This is a genomic window from Glaciecola sp. G7-5 (assembly GCF_055808975.1).
The window spans coordinates 3,786,189-3,806,568 of record NZ_CM147892.1; the positions used below are offsets into that span (position 1 = coordinate 3,786,189).

The 20,380-nt window shown below is 41.6% G+C and carries 17 protein-coding genes; 7 read left to right on the plus strand and 10 right to left on the minus strand.

Annotated elements, in window-relative coordinates; all coding sequences use genetic code 11:
* Positions 1-219 precede the first annotated feature (219 nt).
* Positions 220-1,503, plus strand: coding sequence for a glycosyltransferase (locus AC0L6H_RS16685; RefSeq protein ID WP_473390295.1), 1,284 nt, complete (start codon positions 220-222; stop codon positions 1,501-1,503).
* A 13-nt stretch (positions 1,504-1,516) separates the two neighbouring features.
* Here AC0L6H_RS16685 and AC0L6H_RS16690 read toward each other — a convergent pair whose 3' ends face one another.
* Entirely contained in the window at positions 1,517-3,202 is a 1,686-nt protein-coding gene (locus AC0L6H_RS16690; protein WP_473390297.1) for an aminotransferase class V-fold PLP-dependent enzyme, read from the minus strand.
* A 107-nt stretch (positions 3,203-3,309) separates the two neighbouring features.
* Here AC0L6H_RS16690 and AC0L6H_RS16695 point away from each other — a divergent pair, with 107 nt between their 5' ends.
* The gene (locus AC0L6H_RS16695) at positions 3,310-3,954 is read left to right on the plus strand and encodes an energy-coupling factor ABC transporter permease (protein ID WP_473390298.1); all 645 of its coding nucleotides are present in this window, start codon (positions 3,310-3,312) and stop codon (positions 3,952-3,954) included.
* Positions 3,955-3,984: 30 nt separating this feature from the next.
* Here the strand turns inward: AC0L6H_RS16695 and AC0L6H_RS16700 are convergent, their stop codons facing one another.
* Positions 3,985-4,548, minus strand: a complete 564-nt coding sequence (locus AC0L6H_RS16700; RefSeq protein ID WP_473390299.1) for a phosphoribosyltransferase — start codon at positions 4,546-4,548, stop codon at positions 3,985-3,987.
* A 71-nt stretch (positions 4,549-4,619) separates the two neighbouring features.
* The gene (locus tag AC0L6H_RS16705) at positions 4,620-5,816 is read right to left on the minus strand and encodes a lipoprotein-releasing ABC transporter permease subunit (protein WP_473390301.1); all 1,197 of its coding nucleotides are present in this window, start codon (positions 5,814-5,816) and stop codon (positions 4,620-4,622) included.
* Between the two features lie 216 nt (positions 5,817-6,032).
* Between AC0L6H_RS16705 and AC0L6H_RS16710 the strand changes: the two genes are divergently transcribed.
* The 5 genes from AC0L6H_RS16710 to AC0L6H_RS16730 are packed head-to-tail and all read left to right on the plus strand — an operon-like array spanning position 6,033 to position 14,456.
* Positions 6,033-6,617: a PilZ domain-containing protein gene (locus tag AC0L6H_RS16710; protein WP_473390302.1), complete on the plus strand. Its 585-nt coding sequence runs from the start codon at positions 6,033-6,035 to the stop codon at positions 6,615-6,617.
* Between the two features lie 58 nt (positions 6,618-6,675).
* Positions 6,676-10,173, plus strand: a complete 3,498-nt coding sequence (gene mfd / locus AC0L6H_RS16715; protein WP_473390304.1) for a transcription-repair coupling factor — start codon at positions 6,676-6,678, stop codon at positions 10,171-10,173.
* The gene (locus AC0L6H_RS16720; protein ID WP_473390305.1) at positions 10,166-11,554 is read left to right on the plus strand and encodes a CsiV family protein; all 1,389 of its coding nucleotides are present in this window, start codon (positions 10,166-10,168) and stop codon (positions 11,552-11,554) included. The genes mfd and AC0L6H_RS16720 overlap by 8 nt, the downstream gene beginning before the upstream one ends.
* A 28-nt stretch (positions 11,555-11,582) precedes the next feature.
* The gene (locus AC0L6H_RS16725; protein ID WP_473390307.1) at positions 11,583-12,110 is read left to right on the plus strand and encodes a cob(I)yrinic acid a,c-diamide adenosyltransferase; all 528 of its coding nucleotides are present in this window, start codon (positions 11,583-11,585) and stop codon (positions 12,108-12,110) included.
* 42 nt (positions 12,111-12,152) lie between these two features.
* Positions 12,153-14,456, plus strand: a complete 2,304-nt coding sequence (locus tag AC0L6H_RS16730) for a penicillin acylase family protein (RefSeq protein ID WP_473390308.1) — start codon at positions 12,153-12,155, stop codon at positions 14,454-14,456.
* Between the two features lie 44 nt (positions 14,457-14,500).
* Here the strand turns inward: AC0L6H_RS16730 and AC0L6H_RS16735 are convergent, their stop codons facing one another.
* From AC0L6H_RS16735 to infC, 7 genes are all read right to left on the minus strand, one after another.
* Positions 14,501-15,115: a hypothetical protein gene (locus AC0L6H_RS16735; protein WP_473390310.1), complete on the minus strand. Its 615-nt coding sequence runs from the start codon at positions 15,113-15,115 to the stop codon at positions 14,501-14,503.
* Positions 15,116-15,123: 8 nt separating this feature from the next.
* Positions 15,124-15,420, minus strand: coding sequence for an integration host factor subunit alpha (locus AC0L6H_RS16740; protein WP_473390311.1), 297 nt, complete (start codon positions 15,418-15,420; stop codon positions 15,124-15,126).
* Between the two features lie 5 nt (positions 15,421-15,425).
* Positions 15,426-17,813, minus strand: coding sequence for a phenylalanine--tRNA ligase subunit beta (gene pheT / locus AC0L6H_RS16745; RefSeq protein ID WP_473390313.1), 2,388 nt, complete (start codon positions 17,811-17,813; stop codon positions 15,426-15,428).
* Positions 17,814-17,825: 12 nt separating this feature from the next.
* Positions 17,826-18,806 (minus strand): phenylalanine--tRNA ligase subunit alpha, encoded by a 981-nt coding sequence (gene pheS, locus AC0L6H_RS16750; RefSeq protein WP_473390314.1) that lies wholly within the window; start codon positions 18,804-18,806, stop codon positions 17,826-17,828.
* 338 nt (positions 18,807-19,144) lie between these two features.
* Positions 19,145-19,501 (minus strand): 50S ribosomal protein L20, encoded by a 357-nt coding sequence (gene rplT, locus AC0L6H_RS16755; RefSeq protein ID WP_473390315.1) that lies wholly within the window; start codon positions 19,499-19,501, stop codon positions 19,145-19,147.
* A gap of 23 nt (positions 19,502-19,524) precedes the next feature.
* Positions 19,525-19,722: a 50S ribosomal protein L35 gene (gene rpmI / locus AC0L6H_RS16760; protein WP_473390317.1), complete on the minus strand. Its 198-nt coding sequence runs from the start codon at positions 19,720-19,722 to the stop codon at positions 19,525-19,527.
* A gap of 117 nt (positions 19,723-19,839) precedes the next feature.
* On the minus strand, positions 19,840-20,379 hold the full coding sequence (infC, locus tag AC0L6H_RS16765) for a translation initiation factor IF-3 (protein ID WP_473394562.1): 540 nt from the start codon (positions 20,377-20,379) through the stop codon (positions 19,840-19,842).
* Position 20,380 lies beyond the last annotated feature (1 nt).

Sequence of the window (20,380 nt, forward strand, 5' to 3'; positions counted from 1 at the left end):
GCGCCATGTATGTTTAGTCGTGCGCATAAACTTACTAATAGGTATATCTTATGTTTTCGGCAATCTCATGACTTTCGGTAGTTTTTTTTAGCTTTTATTGGTCAGCAAGCCACGGCTCGCTTATAATATTGCCTTATCATTTCAGACAACATCTTATCTCTGCTTTTCGCTGAGCAACTCAAATTAACATGTTGTATGCATCTTTAGGATAATAAATAAATGCGCATATTATTTGTTGGTTTTGTTTGGCCCGAGCCAACATCCTCGGCCGCCGGTCAAAACATACTGAGTTATATAGAAACGGCGCGAGAAAACCAATGGGAAGTCAGCTTTTGCAGTGCTGCACAAAAAACCGAACACTGTTTTGACTTATCTAGCATAGGCGTAAGTACATTTGACATAAGCCTTAATTGCAGTAGTTTTGATCTGCAAGTATCAGAGATTTCACCAACGGTGGTTATCTTTGATCGCTATTTGAGCTTTGAACAATTTGCTTGGCGCGTAAAACAAAGTGTTCCATCCGCCCTTTTGGTCTTAGATGCTGAGGATTTGCATTGCCTGAGAATTGCTAGGCATAAGCTGCTAAAGCGCGACGAAAAAAAGCAGTCAACTAAGACATTTATGCGTAGTAAGGATATACAAAAACCTGAAAATATTGATTTGCTATATAGTGATACCGCGCTTCGAGAAATTGCGTGCGTGATGCAAGCTGATCTCACTTGCGTGCTTTCAAACTTTGAAAAAGATCTACTCATCAATGAGTTTCAGGTACCCGCTAATCAAGTTGCTCATTTGGCGTTTATATTGTCATGTGCAAGCAAAGCTAAAGTAGAACTAAAACGCCAATATTCGCAAAAACAGGATTTTGTATTTATAGGTAATTATCGCCACGCACCCAATTATCATGCACTTAAAATCCTTGCAGAACAATGCTGGCCAAAAATTTACCAGCAGCTTCGACAAAGCTATCCAGATATAGCCTGTCATGTATATGGAGCCTATATGCCCGGCAAAGTGAAGCAACTAGAAAATAAGAAACAAGGCTTAATCGTGCATGGTTTTGCAAGCAATCAGTTTAGCGTAATTAACCAGGCAAGAGTCATGCTAGCACCAATTACCTTTGGGGCCGGCGTAAAAGGAAAACTGCTTGATGCAATGCAATGTGCAACGCCGTCAATAACGACAATGCTTGGACAAGAAGGAATAACTGACATGCCTTGGCCCGGCATCGTGGTAAATAGTACTGATGAATTTATAGATGCTGCAGTAAACTTATATCAAGACGAGAAGAAGTGGCAAATATGTGTAGATAACGCAGATAGTATTTTACATCAGCAATACCAACGAAAATACAATCAATCAGCTTTCATCCATACGCTTGAATCGAAATTAGCAAGTTTAGATAAAGATAGACAAGGCAATTTCTTACAAAAAATGTTAAACCATCATCAGTTTCAATCAAGTAAATACATGAGCCAATGGATTGAAGCAAAAAATAAATAGGCAGCGATGTCCTTCATTGTTTTAACTGATAAAGGAACTTAATTCGTTTAATAATTTGTTGAACGCCGTCGCGACGTCCTTCGCTAAAGTAATTCGACAGACCGATTTCATGCAAATAGGCTGTAAAATCAAAGCTTTCGAGCTCGTCTCGTGAAAGCGCGTTTACCTTTTCTATAATTAACGCCAAGATTCCTCGAATGACTTTGCTTTGTGAACTACCTCGCAAGCCTTGATAACTTTCTTGCTTATTGCTTAAAGACAGCCATACCTTAGCCTCACAGCCGCCAATTTCAGTGCTCGCATCACATTGCTCTTGCGCTAACATAGGCAGTTTTTTACTATTTAGTAGTAGCAGTCTATGTTTTGCACTCCAATCTCTTGCCTGTGCAATAGCGTCGCCAATAAGCTTATTGTCATTCGCTACAGGCTGATTGGCTGCATCGCTTATTGGGTCTTTAGTTCCTTGCGTCAATAAGTCGAACAATTCGTATATCGCCGCCACGAACATATCTATATCATTGGCGTTTGTATAGCAGCCTATAGACAGTCGCGCGCAGCCTTCTATACCAATACTCTGCATTAGAGGCATTGCGCAATGATGACCGGCCCTAAGCGCAATGCCTTTGGTGCTTAAGAAACTTGCAATGTCATTGGCGTGAATTACTGGAGAGTAAAAGGACACTATAGCGATAGATGGGAATACACCCTTTGTTTGCTCACGAGCACCTATATTGCCCAAAATAACAATTTGCTTAGTTTCAATTAAGGGATATAGCTTTTCTAAGACGTAAGCCACCAATGCTTGTTCATGACTTTCGATTTTCGAAATGTTCTTGCGCAGGAATTTTGCGGCGCTCGCCATACCGATTGCCCCGGCTATGTTAGGCGTTCCGGCTTCAAACTTGGTGGGTGCATCCTGTAGTTCGAAATGCTCCCATGTAACCGAACGGATCATTTCTCCTCCTAACTTACTTGGCGACAATTTTTCAAGCCAAGTTTTTTTGCCATAAAGTGCACCAATCCCGGTGCCCGCGTACATCTTGTGGCCACTAATGGCATAAAAATCACAGCCTATTTTAGCTACGTCTATCTTGATGTGGGCGGCAGCTTGAGTACCATCGATCACACTAAGGACACCAACAGATGCGGCTTTCTCGCACAATAATGCAATAGGGTTAACATTTCCTAGTGCATTTGATACGTGCGCGATTGCCAATATCGCTACATTCTCATTAATATTTTTTATCGCAATATTGAAAAGGTCTTGGTCAAAACTGGCGCTTTTACCAAGCGATATTTTTTTCAATGTGAAATTATGTTTTTTGGCAAAGCTTTGCCAAGGAAGCAAGTTTGCATGATGTTCACTTTCAAAAAGTAGGATCTCTTTGCCATGCAAATCTTGAATATTGAGGCCGTTCGCAATTAAGTTAATGGCGTCTGTGGCACCACTGGTAAATACTATTTCAGAGGCATTATTAGCCCCTAAAAAATAACGAATCTCTTGTCTTGCTTCTTCATATTTGTTTGATGCTTTACGAGCGCTCTGGTATGCGCCACGATGAACATTCGCGTTATAGCAATCATAATATTCTTGCATGTCTTGCAAGCACGCATTTAACCTGTGGCTTGTCGCCGCGCTATCTAAATAAACTTCGTTGCGTTGAGTAAAAAAGGGAAATAATCCCCTAAAAGACGACATATTTTGATCTTACCTTATGTTTTCAACTGTATTAATTAGCCGTAGCGAGCTGAGCTTTGTTACAATACATCAATCCAGTAATCACATCGCCTTATACGGAATTCGTTTTGACAACTCTTCAAATTGTGTGTTTAGCAGTATATCTCATGGGCGCTTTCTTCATTGCCTCAAAAACTGATTTTAAACGATTACTAAACCAGAGAAAATGGCAACACATTATATTTGGATCTGCGGTCGCTGTGCTATTTTTGTGGGCATTTCGCGTCAGCATTTACGATGGCCTCGTTATTCACTTTTTATGGTTAACTACCCTAACCCTTGTGTTGGGTTTCCGCTGGGCGGTTATCGTCGGCACAACGGTACTGCTCATTTCTACCGCCATTGGAAATGAGCACTGGAGCATGATTGGCGTTAATGGTCTCATTGGCGTCTTACTACCCATTATTATTACTTACGCGATATTTGCTTTTTCATTTCACCGCTTGCCTCGCCACCTGTTTATTTACATTTTTTTATGTGCGTTTTTCCCCGGTGCAATCAGTATAGGCGCTAAAATGCTTGCGATGAGTGGCTACTATTATCTTGAAGGTGTTTATGCTTGGGATATTATTATGGACAACTATACCAAGATGACTATATTGATGATGTTCCCAGAAGCCTTCTTCAATGGCTTTAGCATTACCTGTTTGGTCATTTACAAACCTGATTTAGTGCACACCTATCACGACAAGTTTTATATAGAAGGTAAGTGAACAAAACTCACTTACCTTCTAATCAAGTTCCTAAAACAAGATATCGTGTAACTCAGACAATTCTGTTTTACCCGACATTATTTCTTCTTTAGTTAAGCCTGATAACTCATGTGGGAATACCAACCATTGATCGCTTTCATGTACAAAGTAATCGGGTACTAAAGATGACTCGGTTTTGTTATTTGCAGGCTTGTAATAAGGTGTTGCAATACGGATTTCTTTGGGCGCGTTTAATCTCATTAAAGTATGAATTTGATTGATGAGGGCTTCTATACTTCGACCCGAATCAAATACATCATCGACGATCAAAAGTTTATCACCTGCGTTCGCATTTTCGACCAAATAATGTAGACCATGTACTTTGATTTCTTTGGATTGCTGATTAATGCCGTAATAAGAGGAGGTACGCACAGCGATGTGATCAGTGGGCGCATTTTTATATTCGAAAAACTCTTGTACGGCTATCCCAATGGGTGCTCCACCGCGCCAAATACCAACAATAAAGTCCGGTCTGAAACCGTCTTCATAAACCTGTGAGGCAACTTTAAAAGAGTCCACTAACAATGATGATGAATTGATATAAACTTTGCTCACCTTACTTCCCTAATTTTCTGGCCACATTTTACTCATTGCGGTCTATTTAATATATGATTGAATGATAGCAATTATTCGCTGCGTAAGCTATTTGCGGGCGTAATTGATTGCGCTTTATACGCAGGATACCAACTCGCTAATAAACACAATAGAATAGAGCCGAGAGAGATGAATCCAAGCTGTGTTGCTTGAATATCAATGGGAAGGCCTTGTCCGTTTTCACCAAAAGCTAAAGTAGATCCCACTAAGCGCAAGATGTCGTTAAGCCACCAGCATCCGGCTAAGCCTAACAGTAAACCCGCTACTATCCCTTTTAAGCCGTTAAATATGCCATTAAGTAAAAAGATTTTCATTATATCGTGGGGCATCATGCCTTGGGTTTGTAAAATCGCGATATCGGCTTTTTTCTCGGATACTACCATAACCAGCGCCGACACCACGTTAAATGAAGCTACCGCAATTACCAACAATAGCATCAAAGACATCATGTTTTTTTCCATCTTAACCGCATCAAATAGAGGCCCTTGTCGCTCTCGCCAACTTTTAGATTTTATATTGTTTTCGGTCAAATAATTCACAATCGGTAAATAATCAAAGGCATCATTAAGATACAAACGCAGCATTTGAATATCTTCAGTTTTTTTACGCGATAAGCGCGCAAAATCGTCTAAATGTATGAAAATGACTTTATCGTCCATCTCTGAATTCACATCAAAAATAAAAGAAATAGTCACCATACGCTGACTTGGGATGCGTCCTAGGGGAGAATAAACACTCGCATCGGTGCTGATCAATCTAAGTTGCTGACCTAAATTCACATCCAAACTTGATGCTAATATACGGCTAATACCAACGTTAAAACTGCCCGAGACCAAGTTATCCCACTTACCTGCCACTATATTATTTGCAACAATGGAGTAGGGTTTTGCTGCCTGAGTTTGCGTACCTTGCAAAAACAAGCCCGACACTTTACTACGTGACTGTACAATCACCTCACTCTCGCCATAGGGGATTTTTGCCAACACTTTATCTGATAGGGGCAAAGGCAATTCAAGCTCGGTGCTAGTAGAAGCAACTATGTGGGGTAAAATGCCCAAAATCCGCTTTTTAAGCTGACCTTCTAAGCCATTCATCACCGACAAAACGACAATAAGTGAGGCAATACCCAGCGCGATACCAATGATTGAGAATCGATTTATAAAAGCGACAAAACTCTGTTTAGTGCCTGATTGGGAGAAACGAAACGCAATAAAAGCAGAAATTGACATCTAATATAGCTAGCCTAAGCAAAAGTGGGTGTTATTTGCCGCTAAGTTTACTATTATTTACCCCATACTGTATATGATCCCATTGGGTGAAAATACGTTTATATCACCTCATAATATGTGCGTGGTGAAATACTATTATATGTCTAGACTGCTATAAAACGCATAATGACTATTTACATCGCCTGCCGCTAAGGCTCATGAGTAAAGGAATCGCCCTTGTCTTCTTTAGACACAAAAAAAGAACAATTTTCAGCTTTTTATTTAATAGCGCATCCAGTTAAGGCTAATGTGATAGATATCGGGCCAGAACAAATCGCTCAAAGCAATGCAGAATTTGAACAAAATATGCCATATGCTTTTCGAATAGCGGGAGAGATGGCCGAGATCCAATCTCAAACATTGAAGCCCTTACGTGGATTGGGCGATAAAATGGAAGATTTGGTGGCTTACTTGCAATTTCAAGCCAAGAAAATTGATTTGATGATGTCATATATTTTGCAACAGCAAGACGAAGAAGAATACCGCGCAAATGCCGTTAAATTTGGTGGTGGCGGATGTATTATTGCGCACAATGATGATGTGCCCCTTGGTGAGACAAAAGCGATTAAATTGTTTTTAGAAACCGAGTCGGCTGCTATTTACGCCTATGGAGAAGCCATAGAAAGTGTAAAACAAGGAGACGAATATCACGTAAGTTATGTGTTTACGCATATACGGGCGCAAGATCAAGAATTACTCGTGCGCGCAAGTTTGCACCTGCAGACCCATGCCCTTAGAGCGGTGCACGCAAATCAGGAATAATTCTTTGTTGTTTACTGCATCTTCCCTACTTACAGAAATAAAGAGTACGTTTTAAGACATGTCATCACTTATACAACCGCGTCTACCAAAAACCAAGCAAGAACGCGCAATTACCGATCGCATCAAATGGTCTAGCTTAAGCGGAAGCGCTAAATCTCTCGCCCTTGCAAAAGCAGCGCAAGCACACAATGGTCCATTGATCGTAGTCACCACTGATACGGCACAAGCCTATCAACTAGAAAAGGAAATTCGCTTTTTTAGTGATGACAAATCCTTAAGCGTTAATTTATTTCCGCATTGGGAAACCCTTCCCTACGATCACTTTTCGCCGCATCAAGATATTGTATCGAAACGATTAGAAACCCTTTACTTGTTAAGTAAAAAACAAGCCGGTGTTTATCTAATACCAGTAAGTACCCTATTACAAAGGCTCGCACCTGTTACTTATGTTGGTCAGCATTTGCTGTATTTGGAGAAAGGACAAACACTTGACCCAACAGAGTTTAGACGCAACCTTGAAAAAGCAGGTTACTTGCATGTTGGCCAAGTCATGTCACACAGTGAATTTAGTGTTCGAGGCTCAATCATTGATTTATTTCCGATGGGCAGTGACAAGCCTTATAGAATCGATTTGTTTGACGATGAAATAGACTCAATGCGCTATTTTGACCCATCTACCCAACGTAGTTTAGATGAAGTTAACGCAATACGTTTGTTACCGGCAAGAGAATTTCCTACCGATAAAAACGCGATAAGCGGTTTTAGAACGCGCTATTTAGATCAGTTCACACAAACAGCAAATAATGATCAAGAATCAATATTGTATCAGGTCAGCAAAGGCACAATGCCCGGCGGGATTGAGTATTACCTCCCTTTATTTTTTGAACAAACCGCTAGCTTATTTGATTATTTACATGAAGATACCCTACTCGCCTTTGCTGATGATATTGTTGGTGCGAGCAAGCAGTTTTGGACTGATTTACAAAACCGCTATGAACAATATCAGTATAATTTGGCGCGACCTCTGCTGCCACCTGAGCAGATATTCTTAAGCCAAGAAGAATTAAACGCGCACTTAAAACAATGGCCCAGCGCAAAAATTAGCGCAGAAGTAAGTCCTAAATCAGCCAGTAACGTGCCTTTCTTTACTCAAGCGCTGAACAACATAGGAATCGATACCCTTGCCACAAACCCGTATTCGGCTATTCAAGCTGAAGTAAAACAAGCGAAAAGCCAAAAGAAGAAGGTAATCTTTGTTGCCGAATCAACGGGGCATAAAGAAAGCTTAATAAACATCCTCAGCAAAGCATCAATTGCGGTGGAAGCTGCTGCGTCCTTTGCAGAGGCGATGGCGAATAGACAAACACTTAGTATTGTAGTTGGTCAACTTGAAGATAGCTTTGACTGCAACGATAAAGCTAATCCGCTACTTCTAATTACTGAAAAGCAACTACTCGGGCACAAAGTAAGCCGCAAAAACAAACGCAGTAAAAGCAAATCGATAGATGAAAGCGCGATTATCAGAAACCTTGCTGAACTGTCTGAAGGTTCGCCTGTTGTGCATCTAGAACACGGTGTAGGACGTTTTCTAGGTTTACAAACCTTAGATGCTGGCGGTGTAACCACCGAGTATTTGAGTATTGAATATGCTAAAAATGCCAAGTTATATGTGCCTGTATCCTCGTTGCATCTTATTAGCCGCTACAGTGGTGGAGAGGCTGAAAACGCTCCCCTTCATCATTTAGGTAACGATACGTGGTCAAAAGCGCGTCAAAAAGCCGCTGAAAAAGTACGCGATGTTGCAGCGCATCTTTTAGATATTTACGCGAAGCGCGCAGCGAAACCCGGATTTGCTTACCCAATTGATTGGTTTGAGTACAAGCGCTTTGCTGATAGCTTTCCTTTTGCCGAAACGCCCGATCAAGAATCCGCGATAAACGCGGTGCTACAAGACATGGGTGGCAAAAATGCGATGGACCGACTCGTGTGTGGAGATGTTGGATTTGGTAAAACAGAGGTGGCTATGCGTGCAGCATACATTTGTGCAATGCATGGCAAACAAGTAGCGATACTCGTACCAACAACCCTGCTCGCTCAACAGCATTTTGAAAATTTTAAAAATAGGTTTTCTCAATTTCCCTTCGAAATTGAGGTAATGTCGCGTTTTGTGAGCCAAAAAGACCAAAAGCTGGTTATGCAAGGACTTCAAGAAGGCAGAATTGACATTGTGGTTGGCACCCATAAATTGCTCCAAAAAGACGTCAAATACAAAGACCTTGGTCTTGTCATTATTGATGAAGAACATCGTTTTGGTGTTCGTCAAAAAGAGCAATTTAAAGCCATGCGAGCTGATGTCGATATTTTAACCTTAACCGCTACACCCATCCCGCGTACGCTTAATATGGCGCTAAGCGGAATGCGCGATCTGTCAATTATTGCGACACCTCCAGCCAAAAGACTTGCGGTGAAGACCTTTGTGCAACAGCGCCATACTGAAATCATTCGTGAAGCAATCATGCGTGAAATATTACGTGGTGGCCAAGTATACTTTTTGCATAATGAAGTAAAAACGATAGAGAAAACGGCAGCGGAAATTGCAGAAATAGTCCCTGAAGCGCGTATTGCTATCGGTCATGGACAAATGCGAGAGCGCGAGCTTGAGAACGTCATGAATGACTTTTATCATCAACGTTATAACGTGCTTGTCTGCTCAACCATTATCGAAACAGGTATTGATGTCGCAACAGCTAACACGATTATAATCGACCGCGCGGATCATTTAGGCCTGGCACAGCTGCACCAGTTGCGTGGTCGAGTTGGACGTTCACACCACCAAGCGTACGCTTATTTGCTAACGCCTCACCCTAGACGGATGACCAAAGACGCCAGCAAACGCCTTGAAGCTATCGCATCATTAGAAGATTTAGGTGCCGGGTTTGCTCTTGCAACACATGATCTGGAAATTAGAGGTGCTGGCGAATTATTGGGCGATGACCAATCGGGGCAAATTAATGCGGTTGGTTTTAATTTATATATGGAAATGCTAGAAAAGGCGGTTGAAGCACTCAAAGAAGGCAGAGAGCCAAGTTTAAATGACACACTCGGAAAACAGACCGAAGTTGACTTACGCACACCCGCCCTATTACCTGAAGACTATATTGGTGACGTTAATATGCGCTTATCGATGTACAAAAAGCTTGCTAACTGCGATGATATGGACGAGATTGATAATTTACAAATTGAGTTGATTGACCGCTTTGGTTTGCTTCCGCAAGCTGCAAAGAATCTTGTGCAACAAACAGCCATTAAATTGTCAGCCGCGAGATTAGGCATTAATAAAATTGAAGCGAACGATCTTGGTGGTACTATCGAATTTGACCAAACGGCAAAAGTGGATCCAGCGGCATTAATTAAATTGGTACAAAGCAAACCGTCTCAATTCAGGTTTGATGGTCCGACAAAAATACGTTTTATGCGCAAAACACCGGCAAATAATGAAAGATTAGACTATACCGCAAAGCTTATAGAAACATTGGCCAAGAGCTGTTATGCGTAACTTAAAAAGATGGATAAAAATGATAAAGCAACGAAAAATAATTGTGACCATATTTGCATTTTTAATCGCGAGTTCTTTTGGGGTAAATGCACAAAGTGCCGACGAGCAAACATGGTGGTTCAATGTTGAACTTATCATTTTCAAACGCGCTTTATTGCCTACAAACACAGAAAATTTTGAGCAAGCACGCTTTGATATTGACACTGCTAACACAAGTAATTTCCTTTATTTGGCCGCCTTAAAAGAAGCACAAGGCGATACCTACTTACGAGGCTATTTGCCACAATGCAGCAAACCCTCACAAATTGAAGATAAATTCGACGCATCAGTGGACTTTGAATATCAAGCCAAAAACACGCTACGCTTTGCCGAGCAAACGCCAAGTCCTGAAACAGCGCTTGGCGAGCTTGACGGTCAGTCCCCCGATGAAATTGTATCGAATCTAAGCTTGCTCAAAAGCTTAAGCAAAGGTTTTGAAGACTTTTCAGCACAACAGCTAGCAAATAAACGAATCTCTGATGAGTTTGAAAGTTCCACTGTTAATCCTGACAATTCTAGTACTGAGATTAATAGCGAGGCTATAGCTTCGATAGAAAGGCAAATCGAGAACATCAATAAACAAATACAAGATATTGCCGAAAGTGAAGTTTCACTACTATGCATTAAAAATGAGGAATCTGCGCCACCCTTAACAGCATTTGGCTTAGAAAAGATAGGGCCGCGCTTATTTGCAAGCAACAGTGACTTTAATGCGCACATACAAATATTGACGCCAGAAGAGTTAATCTTGGATGATTATGCCCAAAAGGTTTTTCGGCAACGCGATATTAGCCCGCTGTTGTATACCGCATGGAGACAAGAAGTTGAGTTTGGTAGTGAGAACGCCGAGTTTGTTCGCGTTCGTGCAGGACAATTGCTTGAGACTAAGCAACAACAAGCTTATGAAGATTGGTTAAGAACTTATCAAGCTCTAAGTGAAGCTAGTGAAGAGGAAGACCAGAACCTATTTTTTGAGCGTTTGAAAACAGCGCTTAACGAAAAGCAGGATGTTGATTGGTTAGGCCATCACTTAATGATGAATAAGACGGATGAAAGCACAATTTCTGCGCAAAAGCAGTACGAGCTAGACGGCAAAATAAAAGTCTATTTGGATTATGTAAATCAAGTTCCGTACCTTCATATAGACAACGAATTCAATCATTACTCGCTCAATCTTGACGCAAACGGCAATAGTGAACTGACTTCTTATCCTCTTAAACAAAAACGAAGAGTGATAAGTAAACAAATACATTATTTTGATCATCCCGCATTTGGCATTATTGTGCGCTTGGAGCGATTTACGCCGCCCCAACCCGATATCGCCAATGAAAGTGCGCAATAACAGAACATATTGAATAAGGCAGGCTTACTTGAAGATTTACACTAAACAAGGCGATAAAGGCACCACAGCGGTCTTCACCAGTACCGTAACTAGAATAGACAAAGACGATATATTGCTTGACTGTTATGGCACGCTTGATGAACTCAATTCTTACTTGGGTTTGTGTATCGCTAATATGGATGGTGTAAAACTCAAAGCAGAGCAAGAAGATCTCTTAAATTGTCAAAAACAAATTTTTTCGATAGGTTTTGCGCTATCAGATAGTGATAAACTGCAGGCGAGCAGTGTGGAGGGATTAGAAGTCTCAATAGACAGACTAGAAGCACTTTTAAGCCCGCAAACAAGCTTTATATTACCTGGAGGTAGTGGTATTTCTGCTCATTTACATGTAGCCAGAACGATTGCAAGGCGCGCAGAGAGGCAACTTGTCAATGCATCAAAACACTATGATGTAAGTGCTATTGCGCTTGCCTATATAAACCGTTTATCAGACTACTTATTTGTTGTGGCGCGATATTGTAACGCGGAAGCAGGAATGAAAGACATTAAGGTCTAGATACCACCCTTAAATATAATAATAATAATAAGGTACATACACATGAAAGTCGTTAAATGGAGTTTACTGAGTCTTAGCGTAGTATTAATTATGCTGGCCATCATTGCTTATATTGGCCTACGAGCTAGTTTGCCAGAATTGTCAGCGACCATCCAAACCAAAGCAGTGTCCTTACCCGCAAGCTTGTCAAGAGATAGCATTGGAACCGCGGTGATAAACGCCAAAAACGAATATGATGCAGCCTTCGCCCTTGGCTATGCCCATGCTCAAGATCGCTTGTTCCAAATGGACTTATTACGTAGGCAGTCAGCAGGTGAATTATCACAAATTGTTGGACGCCGCGCTCTCGACTTAGATAAGAAACACCGCTTTCATCAATTTAGACAGCGCGCAGACAATGTTTTTGCAAAGCTTCCAAAACATGAACAAGATCTATTGCAATCGTATACCAAAGGGGTAAATCTGGCAGCCGAATCATTCGCCATTAAACCCTTAGAATATATCCTTACCGGCACTGAGTTTTCACCTTGGACACCTGCGGACAGTTTGCTTGCTAGCTACAGTATGTACATTGATTTGCAATTAGCACAAACAGAAATTGATTTTAGGCTGACTGTGGTCTCTAGGCTTTTTGGAGACACAATGTTTGATTTTTTTACCTTACCCAGTAACTACCAATCGGCTATTGATTATAGTGTTATAAAAACACAGTCAGTTGAAATTCCTAATGCGCCAGTGCCAAGAAATACGAATGAAAGCGCTGCACTCTACAACTATGACTCAGTCAAAGAGCAGCCCGACTATGGTAGTAATAATTGGGCAGTATCTGGTAACTTAACGCCGTCTCAAAGCGCGATGCTGAGCAATGATATGCACCTCAGTCTGCGCGTCCCCGCCATTTGGTATCGTGCACAACTTAACTACTTAAGCGAAAAGCAAGAGGTGTCGGTAACAGGCGTAACATTGCCAGGAACTCCGGCGATAATTGTTGGTTCTAACGGTAAGGTTGCATGGGGTTTTACTAATTCAAACGTCGACAATGTCGACTGGATCGTGCTAAATGACGACACCGAAACCAAACTTGTTACCGAAAACATCATGACGCCTGAAGGCAGTGAAAGCTTTAGTTTTCAAATGAGTAAATATGGACCCGTTCGTGAATTTGAAGGTCAGCGTTATGCGCTAAAGTGGGTTGCGCATCAAGCTTATGCCGTGAATATTCGCGTCGCTGACATGGCAAAAATGTCCAATATTGACGAAGCGCTAGCATTGGCGAAAACCGTGCGCATCCCCGTACAAAATATGGTAATAGCAGATAGTGAAGGAAAGATCGCATGGCAATTGACTGGCGCAATGTCAGAACGCATGCCTCTTGGCCGCAAAGCAATATTAGAATCCCAATACGATAATCGCTGGGAACAAGCTCAGTTCTCACCTGCTAGCTTTTTAAATCCTCAAAACGATCGTGTATGGAGTGCTAATGCACGCGTTATCAGTACCAAAGACTTAGCTCAATTTGGTGATGGCGGATATGCCTTGGGCGCGCGTCAAAAACAAATAGTGTCGCTTTTGATGCAGCAAGAGATGTTCACCGAGCAAGACTTTTACGACATCCAGCTCAATAATGATGCGCTATTTTTAATGCCGTGGCACAATATTCTATTAGAGGCGTTAAGCAATAGTCCACAAAAGTACGCAACAGACATCGATTACCTTAAAAATTGGGGCGCATGTGCTTGCCCTGAATCGGTAGGCTATACGTTGGTGCGACGTTTTAGAAGTGCAGTAATCAACCAATTGCTCGCTCCGGTTAATGATGCATTGAAAGAATATGATTTATCGACTTCATATATATTACGCAGTATTGAGCCAGCCATATGGACACTATTACAAAAACAGCCTCAAGACTGGCTACCTGCAAATGTAAGTGACTATACTTCTTTATTGATAAATGTGTATGACAATACGAAAACACGTCTTATAGAGCAGCACAGCGTTAGTGATAGCAATCTTCGCGATCTAGCATGGGGAAAAGTAAACACACTACAAGTTAAGCACCCTTTTGCATCTTCGGTAGGACCATTTAGCAGTTTTCTTAATATGGACGAGGTTGCAGGGTTTGGTGACAGCTATTTGCCTGCAGTTCAATCGAATAGTTTTGGCGCATCTCAACGATTAATTGTAAGACCGGGCAATGAAGATCAGGCGATTCTTACTATTCCAGGTGGGCAATCAGGCCATTTTATGTCGCGCTTTTATCGGACAGGTTTTGAACAATACGCAACTCAAGAAAATACTCCCTTATTGCCACAAGCGATTGAGCATGAAATTGTATTTTCACCTTAATGTCTGGTGCTCAATATTATAAAGGGGTTTACTTAACGAGACCGTTAAGGCATTTGGGTTTCTAGCGCATTTTCGGCTAAAACAAAGTTCTTCCACTGGCGTCTAGCTTCAAGTTCTGCGTTTCCTTCGTAGCCGCTAGACTCGAGTTCTTCGGTTACTTTACGAACTAATTCGTCGCGCTGTTTGACTAGCTTTATTGATTGTTTGTGTAAGTCTTCAAATGCTGGATAGTCCGCATAGACCTTGTCAACATCTTCAAACTCTAGGAATGCACGCTCAAACGCCGCTTGATAATTTGTCTTCATGCCGACAAAAGCTAAATATTTAAGCCCTTGTTCACCGCTTATAAGAGCAAGTTCATTGTCGGCTAATTCAACTTCTTCGCCAGCCGCTAAAAGCGTCTGTTGCCAAATACGTAGACCTTCTTCATCATTATTTGCCGCCGCTTCTGCTAAGGCTTGCTTAACATCGCTGGCATTTAATAATTCAGCAAGGCTGAGTAAAGGTGTGTTTTGAGCGTCCACGGGTCCATATGAGGAAGAGGCTTCCTCATATACTTTGTTGCTTTGTGATGTGTCTGCTGTTTGTTCAGCGCATCCACACACTAAAAAAGCACACAAAAACATTGGGCGCTTTAGTAACAACCTAAGTTCACCCATTGGCCATCCTATTTTGCAGCAGGAATATTCTCTACCCTACTCTTCAATTTTTGTCCTGGACGGAAGGTAACAACACGCCGCGCCTTAATCGGAATGTCTTCACCCGTTTTAGGGTTCCTTCCAGGACGTTCGTTTTTGGTCCGAAGATCAAAATTACCAAAGCCAGACAGTTTTACCTGCTCGCCAGATTCCAAACATTTCTTGATTTCTTCAAAAAATAACTCAACAAGATCTTTCGCTTCTTTTTTGTTTAGGCCTAGTTTTTCAAATAAATGTTCGGCCATATCTGCTTTGGTTAACGCCATAAATATTAATCTCTCAATGCTGCACTAAAATTGTCTCGCAAATGTCTAACTACTTTATCGACAGTATCTTGAATTTCTTGATCTTCCATTGTTTTTTCTACACTTTGTAACCAAATGGACAAGGCTAAACTTTTCTCACCTTCGTTTATTCCATCTCCGGTGTACACGTCAAACAAGTTTATGCCAACGAGTGCAGTTATTCCAATTTTTTCTATACTTTTTAGTAATTTACCTGTTTCAACAGCCTCTGAGACGGTAATTGCCAAGTCTCGTCTAATTGCCGGAAACTTAGATATAACGCGGGCTGCAGGCAAACTTCTTTGTTCAATGTCAGTTACATTTAATTCGAAGGCAAAAGTACGTCCATTTAGGCCCAAACGCTTCTCAAATTGAGGATGGATAGCACCAATCACACCAATTTCTTTTCCATCAACTCTGATTGAAGCACACTGACCAGGGTGAAAAATATTTTTTTGCGAAGCGACAAATTCTGCCTTTATTTTACCAGCAGACATACTTAATATTTCTTCAACTAATGCTTTTGCATCAAAAAAGTCTCGTGGCTTGTTGGCAATCGACCAATGTTCAAAAGCAGTATTTCCAGAAATTACGGCTGACAATTTAGCAACTTGTTCAACACCATTTTCAGCGTCTTCTTTTGCAGAAAACACCAAACCAGACTCAAAAAGAGCAAGATTTTGTTGCTGACGTTTTTGATTGTAAGACAAGGCTTGTAGCAAACCGGGCAATAAACTCACTCGCATAACCGACATGTCAGCACTAATTGGATGTTCTAACGTAAGGGTGTTGGCGTCAGGAAACAATAAGCTTTGCTTTTTTGGGTCAACAAAAGAATACGTTACCGCTTCTTGGCAACCTTTAGCACATAACAATGCTTTGAAATCATTAATGCCAATGATTTTTTCTTGCTGATAGGACATTTTAAGGCGCGCTAAAGGCGCAGCATTGGCGATATTATTGTAACCATATACCCTCGCCACCTCTTCAATGAGGTCTTCTTCAATAGCGATATCGAATCGGTAAGAAGGTGCACTAACTTTCCATCCGGCTTCGACCACGGCGACCTTCATGCCTAAACGGTTTAAGATATCGGTCACCCTGTGGCCTTCAATACTTGCGCCTAATACTTTAGCTAAACGTTTTTCTCTTAGTACCACTTGATTGCGCTGGGGAAGATCTTTTTTACTTTCTGCCACCGTGATAGGGCCAGCCTGCCCACCTACAATCTCAAGTAATAATTGCGTTGCCCTTTCTAAGGCTGATTTTTGTAAATCAGGATCCACACCACGCTCGTAACGATGTGATGCATCTGTATGCAAACCATATTGTCTTGCCTTTCCTAAAATGGAATCGGGACTGAAAAATGCCGACTCAAGGAAAATATTACGAGTCTGTGTTTGCACACCAGAATCTAAACCACCAAAAATACCGGCCATCGCCAGTGCTTTTTCTTCATCGGCAATCACTAGGGTATTTTCTAAGAGCGTGACTTCGTTGCCATCGAGTAAATTTAGTTTTTCTTCTTTTGTAGCGTCACGAACAATCACATCGCCAACGAGTTTATCGTTGTCAAAGGCATGCATTGGATGACCCATTTCTAAGAGCACGTAGTTAGTCACGTCAACAACAGGGTCTATTGAGCGTACACCACTGCGTCTTAGCTTCTCTTGTAGCCATAATGGAGAGGCAAGCGTTAAATCAACATTCTCGATGATGCGTCCTAAGTAACGTGGACAAGCTTGTGGATTAGCAAGCACAATACCGCGCGCAGCATCGCTGGTAATGTCAGACGCAGTGACTTTGATGCTCTTAACGTCAAGTTGGTTGAGCACACCTACTTCTCGCGCTATGCCTTTTATGCCTAAGCAATCAGCACGGTTTGGCGTAAGATCAATCTCAATAATATTGTCGTCTAGGTCAAGGTAGCTACGGAAATCTTCACCAATTGTAGCGCTTGATGGTAGTTCGAGTATGCCTGAGTGATCATCTCCCATGCCTAGTTCAGAAAAGCTACAAAGCATGCCATGCGAGGCTTGCCCACGTAATTTTGCTTTTTTAATTTTAAAATCGCCCGGTAGCACTGCGCCTACCACGGCAACCGCAACCTTTATGCCTATGCGGCAGTTTGGCGCGCCGCAAACGATGTCAAGCAACTCACCGCTACCAACATCTACCTTGGTCACTTGAAGTTTATCGGCGTCAGGATGACGGCCACATTCAACAACCTCGCCTACCACTACACCACTAAAATCACCCGCAACAGGCTCAACACCATCAACTTCAAGACCAGCCATGCTAAGTTGTTCACAAAGCGTATTTGTATCTATTTTGGGACTGACCCACTCTCTTAACCAAGATTCACTAAATTTCATCTGACACCCTAATTATGCAAACTGTTTCAAGAAACGTACGTCATTTTCAAAAAATGCACGTAAATCGTTCACGCCATAGCGCAGCATTGTTAAGCGCTCAACGCCCATTCCAAATGCAAAGCCAGTAAACTCTTCAGGATCAATGTTTACTGCGCGCAAGACATTAGGGTGAACCATTCCACAGCCAAGAACTTCTAACCACTTACCATCTTTGCTCATAACATCAACTTCAGCGGAAGGTTCAGTAAATGGGAAGTAGGAGGGCCTAAATCGAATTTGTAAATCTTCTTCAAAAAAGTGGTGTAAGAAATCGTGCAATATGCCTTTAAGTTCAGCAAAGCTTACATTTTTATCAACCATCAAGCCTTCAACTTGATGAAACATCGGCGTATGGGTTTGATCATAATCGTTACGATATACACGGCCAGGGGAAATAATACGCAAAGGCGGTTTCTCGTTTTCCATGGTACGAATTTGCACACCCGACGTTTGGGTACGTAACATTAAGTTAGGGTTAAAATAAAAGGTGTCGTGATCTGCTCTTGCAGGATGGTTCTTAGGAATGTTTAGAGCATCGAAATTGTGAAAACCATCTTCAATTTCAGGCCCCTGCTTAACAGCAAAACCTAATTCACCAAAAAAGCCTTCGATACGCGCAATTGTGCGACTCACTGGATGTAAGTTACCCATTTCAACACTACGACCTGGCAAGCTAACATCAATGGATTCTCCAGCAAGCTTGGCATTTAGCTCAGCTTCTTTTAGACCTTGAATTTTTGCATTGATTAGCCCCTGCACTTCTTGCTTGGCGACATTTATTTTTTGACCTGCCGCAGGGCGCTCTTCAGCACTTAGTGCGCCAAGGCCCTTCATTAATTCGGTAACCTTACCTTTTTTGCCCATAAAGGCGACTCGCACTGCGTCTAGTTCAACGGGCGTGTTTGCCCCTTCAACTGCTTGGCGTGCTTCTTCGATGATTGCTGCTAGCTCCATTGTAACCTCTTTATCGAGCATGACTTTTGTTGTGACCAAAGTAACGAGCTCGGCACACACAAAACGATGACATTTCTGTAAAGGGGTATTTTACACAAGTTTGCGTAGATTTATGTATAAAATGTTGTTAATTCACACAATTAATGCGTATTTACAGCATCTTATCTTGAAGAATTTGATGAAAATTGCATGTGCTTAAGAGAATAAGAAGAGTTTAGGCATCAATAGGATTTATACGCCTAATTTTAAAACCAAAAAAGCGAGCTTCCTGCTCGCTTTTTCGAAAAGAACTTAAACCGTTATCGCGCTTTGTAACGCTAATAACTTGGTTAAATGGATTACGCTAATGCGCCTTTTGCTGCATCAACAAGTGCAGTAAATGCTGCCTTGTCATGAACAGCGATGTCTGCAAGTATCTTACGATCGATTTCAATAGACGCTTTTTTCAAACCGTTAATGAAACGAGAATATGATAAACCATTTTGACGTGATGCTGCATTGATACGAGCAATCCAAAGCTGGCGGAACTGACGCTTACGTTGACGTCTGTCGCGGTATGCATATTGTCCTGCTTTAGTTACTGCTTGGACCGCTACGCGATATACGCGTGAACGAGCACCATAGTAACCTTTAGCTTGCTTTAATACTTTTTTGTGACGTGCGCGTGCTACGACGCCGCGTTTTACTCTAGCCATTTTTCAGTCTCCTAAGTGCTAAGTTATACGTACGGCAACATACGTTGGATAAGAGCGTGATCGTTCTTATGAACGAGTGTCTTAGTACGTAGATGGCGTTTACGCTTAGTACTCTTCTTTGTCAAAATGTGACGCAAATGAGACTGCTTGCTTTTAAAGCGACCTGAACCCGTTTTCTTAAAACGTTTTGCAGCTCCGCTGTTTGATTTCATTTTAGGCATTGCTAAAACTCCGCATTGTTGTGACTCATCGACATAAATAGTGTCGTTAACATGAGCTGTTAATATATGCAGCAAGGTGTCAGTAGTTGTGCAGACTAAAGAACTTGTAGACCTATACTACTTCTTGGTTGGTGCAAGAACCATGATCATTTGACGACCTTCAACACGATGTGGGAAGGATTCACAAATTGCGATATCTTCCAAATCAGTTTTCACTCGTTTCAATAAATCGATGCCAATTTCTTGGTGGGCCATTTCACGTCCACGAAAACGTATAGTGACTTTGGCCTTGTCTCCACCTTCTAAAAAGCGACGCAGGTTGCGCAGTTTTACCTGGTAATCGCCTTCATCAGTCCCAGGACGAAATTTAATCTCCTTGACCTGAATTTGCTTCTGTTTCTTCTTTTGCTCTTTTTGGGCTTTGCTCTTTTCGAACAAAAACTTCCCGTAGTCCATAATTTTACAGACCGGAGGAGCAGCATTAGGGCTAACTTCTACTAAATCCAAAGACGCTTCGGTTGCTAATGTCATAGCTTCGTCAATCGTGACGATACCGGCGGCTTCACCGTCGGCTAAAACTAAACGTACTTCATTTACTGTTATTTCTTCGTTAATGCGGGACTTATCGCCCTGAGATTTATTGCTAACGCCTTTAATT